General features: G+C 60.1%; 5 protein-coding genes and 1 pseudogene. All 6 read right to left on the bottom strand.

What is annotated here, in order from left to right; translation table 11 throughout:
* The coding region (locus BF95_RS24685) for a head-tail connector protein (RefSeq protein WP_043155435.1) at positions 1-460 on the bottom strand (460 nt) is incomplete at its 3' end.
* A complete protein-coding gene (locus tag BF95_RS24680) occupies positions 460-738 on the bottom strand; it encodes a phage fiber-tail adaptor protein (protein WP_043155434.1) in 279 nt (92 codons plus the stop codon). The genes BF95_RS24685 and BF95_RS24680, both read right to left, overlap by 1 nt.
* 96 nt (positions 739-834) lie before the next feature.
* Positions 835-1940 (bottom strand): annotated as a pseudogene (locus BF95_RS24675) (phage major capsid protein).
* Between the two features lie 154 nt (positions 1941-2094).
* Positions 2095-2685: a hypothetical protein gene (locus BF95_RS24670; protein WP_037472279.1), complete on the bottom strand. Its 591-nt coding sequence runs from the start codon at positions 2683-2685 to the stop codon at positions 2095-2097.
* A 70-nt stretch (positions 2686-2755) separates the two neighbouring features.
* Positions 2756-2989, bottom strand: coding sequence for a hypothetical protein (locus tag BF95_RS27725; protein ID WP_152542925.1), 234 nt, complete (start codon positions 2987-2989; stop codon positions 2756-2758).
* Between the two features lie 230 nt (positions 2990-3219).
* The coding region (locus tag BF95_RS24665) for an HK97 family phage prohead protease (protein WP_043155433.1) at positions 3220-3403 on the bottom strand (184 nt) is incomplete at its 5' end.

Raw genomic sequence — 3403 nt, 5'->3', positions numbered from 1 at the left:
GCGCGATGAAATGCTCCGCCGCCAGCCGCAATATCCCCTGCCGCAACGCTTGCGGAAGGCCGTTCATCTCCGCCGCCATCCCCGCGCGATAGCGCACCGCCAGCCGCCGCCGCTCGTCCGCCCGTGTCGATCGCACCCATCCGTCGCCCGCCGCATCGATGTCGATCGCATAGGCATCGACCGGCAGCGGCTGCATCACACCCTCGCCATCCACCGCCTCAACCCCCTCGATCGCCACCACCGGCCGCGCGCCCAGCCGTTGCCATTCGCCCGTCACCGCCACTATCTCGCGCGCGCCCCGCACGATCAGCCACTGGCCGACAAATTGTTCGCACAGCGTCACCGCGCTGCGCAGCAACCCGGCCAGCACCGCATCCTCCCCCTCCGTCTCGATCCGCAAATAGGCCTTGAGCTCATCCAGCGACGCCGCCAGCGCCCCGCTCTCCTCCTGCGCCAGCATCAGCGTTCCTCCACCCTGACCGTCACCGACCGCTCCTCCACCTGCCCGTCGGACAAAGTGACGCGATTGGTCAGCCGATAGACTTGCCCCACCGCCCCGCCGCTCACCCGAACGCGGGTCCGCCCCGGCTCGAAGCCCGTCGCCTCGATCAGCAGCGCGCCCGGCCCCGCCGGGCTGACATGCCATTCGCTCGCGATCACGCTCTGTTCCCCCAGATCGCCGGACCAGTCCATCGCATGATCGATCCGCGCCTGCGGATCCTTGGCCATCAGGCTCATCGGACCATCCTCCCGTTCGCCACCAAAAATGGGGGACGCGAACGCCCCCCAATCAAAAACCGTCTCCCCGGCGGGGAGACGTTGGCTGAGGCCGCCTTAGGAAGCCGCAAACCGCATCAGCTTGATCGCCTCGCTATTGGCCACGCCCCCGCCGATCCGCTTGACCGCATAGAAATGCACGAACGGCTTGTTGCTGAACGGATCGCGCAGGATGCTCGTCTCGTTGCGCTCGGCCACGACATAGCCCGCCTGGAAATTGCCAAAGGCGATCGACAGGCTGTTGGCCGCAATGTCGGGCATATCCTCCGCCTCGACCACCGGATAGCCGAGCAACGTCGCGGGCTGTCCCGCACTCAACCCCGGTTGCCAGATGAACGCCCCATCACTCGTCTTCATCTTGCGGATCACCGCCAGCGTCGCGCCATTCATCACGAACGTCGCCCCCTGCCGATAGGCGCGCGCAAACTCTGCACCAGGTCGATCAGCTTGTCCTGCGGGCTGGACGCGGCAAAGCCCCCCGCTGCCCCCGACGCCACATATTGCAGCGCCCCGAACGCGCGCACCCCATCCGCCTCGTTCGTGGTCGTATAGGTCAGAAACCCCTTGGGCTTGTTCGTCCCATTGCCAGTGACGAAGGCCGCCCCTTCCGCCACCGCAAATTCCCGCGCAATCTCGCTCGCCAGCCAGCCCTCGACGTCGAACTGCGCGTCGTCCAGCATCGCCTGCGATGCGGCCGGATTGGCGAACAATTCGCCCGATGGCGGCACGATCTCGTTGAACACCGGCGTCCCCGTCTCGGCCCGCGCCCCCGTCTCGCTCGCCCAGCCCGACACGATACCGCCCGCGCTCACCAGCTTGCGATAGCCCGCCGTCCCCGTCCGCACGACATTGGCGATCGCCCGGATCGGCGACAGCGACTTGAGCGTCGCACCGATCAACTGATCGATCTCACGCGGCACCGCATAGCCCCCCGCCGAACCGGTCGCACCCGAAAAGCTCTTCAACTCCACCCCCGCTTCCAGCCCCTGCCGCACATAGCGATCGACAAAAGCACTGCGCGCCGGATCGACAGCCCCGCCCTTCACCCCATCCAACGCGGGCCGCTGCATCGCCACCCGCAAAGCCCCCAAATCCGCCTCCAAAGCCGCAATCCGCTCCCCCTGCACCACCGCCTCAAAGCTGCTTTCCAAAGCATCCGTCATGTCATTCTCCCGCTAGAAAACACAAAAAAAGGCGGCCCCGGATGGGACCGCCCTGAAATTCTCGAAAACCTTCTCCCCAGCGGGGAGAAGGATACGAAGCCTTACCGGCGCAGCCGGTTAGGCGCAGTTGGAAAAAAGCACATTCTTTCGGAGTTCATTTTACCAAAAGTGCGTGAACTGATGGCCATGTATCCATCATAACAAACGCGACATACTTACGCGGAATGTCAGCTAAAATCGCAATTTGAGCGAGCGAAATCTTGCCTTCCTTATACGCTGGCATCAGCAAATCGCGTGCCGCGAGCGGTAAGAGTAACGCTGCAGCTCTCCACTCGGCTAGTCGGTCCACATTCGCGTCTAGTCCATCGCCTTGAGGATCTTGCATCTCAGGTGGCAAGCCTATCTTTTCCGCCAATCGTTCGATATCGCCTATCGTATTTGTAAGAGCCCAGTCAGGATCGAGGACGTGAAGCAACTCCTTGCAAGCGATCAAGCGCTGCCAATTTGGATCATGGCCACGATGGTAGTAGATGTTTACGCAACGTCTTGTTTCCGCTCCGTAAAGTCCGTCTCGCAGGTGAAAAACCTTGATCTTGCCTTGGAGTATCTCGGTGTCAAAATCGACCCCTATAAACTCGATGTCGTCTTCACACCCGCCTGCTTTTAGCTCTCGCAGCACATCGTTCACGTCAATGGGCAAGTTTTCGCAGGTAGAAAAGACTTTAATAAGGTCGCCAGCGTTCATCGTTCAACCCAAACAAAAAGAGCCCAGGAATAACCTAGGCTCTTAAATCTTCGTCCCAAGTGGACGAACGCTATAGCGAAGCAGCAAACTCGCGTATATTAATTTTTTCGTGCTTGCTCACAGGCGCGTTACGACTGACATCTGCAGCCTTAACTTTCACTTGCGTCCCGGCGAGGCTGGATTGTTCAAGCATTTCAGTAGCAGTGATAACGTCGTCACGAGTGCCACGGAAAAATTTCACGTTGACCAAATCTTCGCCGTGCCCAGAGAATGGGCAGTCAAGGCCTTCTCTCAATCCAGACATGACATACTCCTGTAAATTCGACCGATCATTACATAGCTAAGAACGGTTACCAAATGATTTTGTTCAATGCCCGAAATGACATTGATAGGCGATGAACATTTGACGCGCCTCTACTCGAGTCGCACGACAATATCAATCCGGTATAAAATGCACGGTATAAAGGTGGGATGCAACTTCCACAAAACGATAGCAGAAAAGTTTGGCATTGCTGGATAGGTGCAATCAACATGTTACCCTTCCACCCTAATAACCCGCGCCCCATCCTGCATCGGATGGCTCACCAAACTGACCTCCACCAGATCCAGCGCCAGCAACTCGCGCGGCCCTAAACCGGCTCCACCGCCCCGCGCCGCCTTCACCCGATATCCGAACGACAGCCCATCGATCGCGCCCGTCCGCAGCGCCGCCGCCGCC

This window comes from Sphingobium sp. Ant17 (assembly GCF_000588875.1).
In the GTDB taxonomy this organism is placed as follows: Bacteria; Pseudomonadota; Alphaproteobacteria; order Sphingomonadales; family Sphingomonadaceae; genus Sphingobium.
Note: the sequence above shows the minus strand (reverse complement) of the source record. Positions and strands in the feature narration are given on the sequence as shown.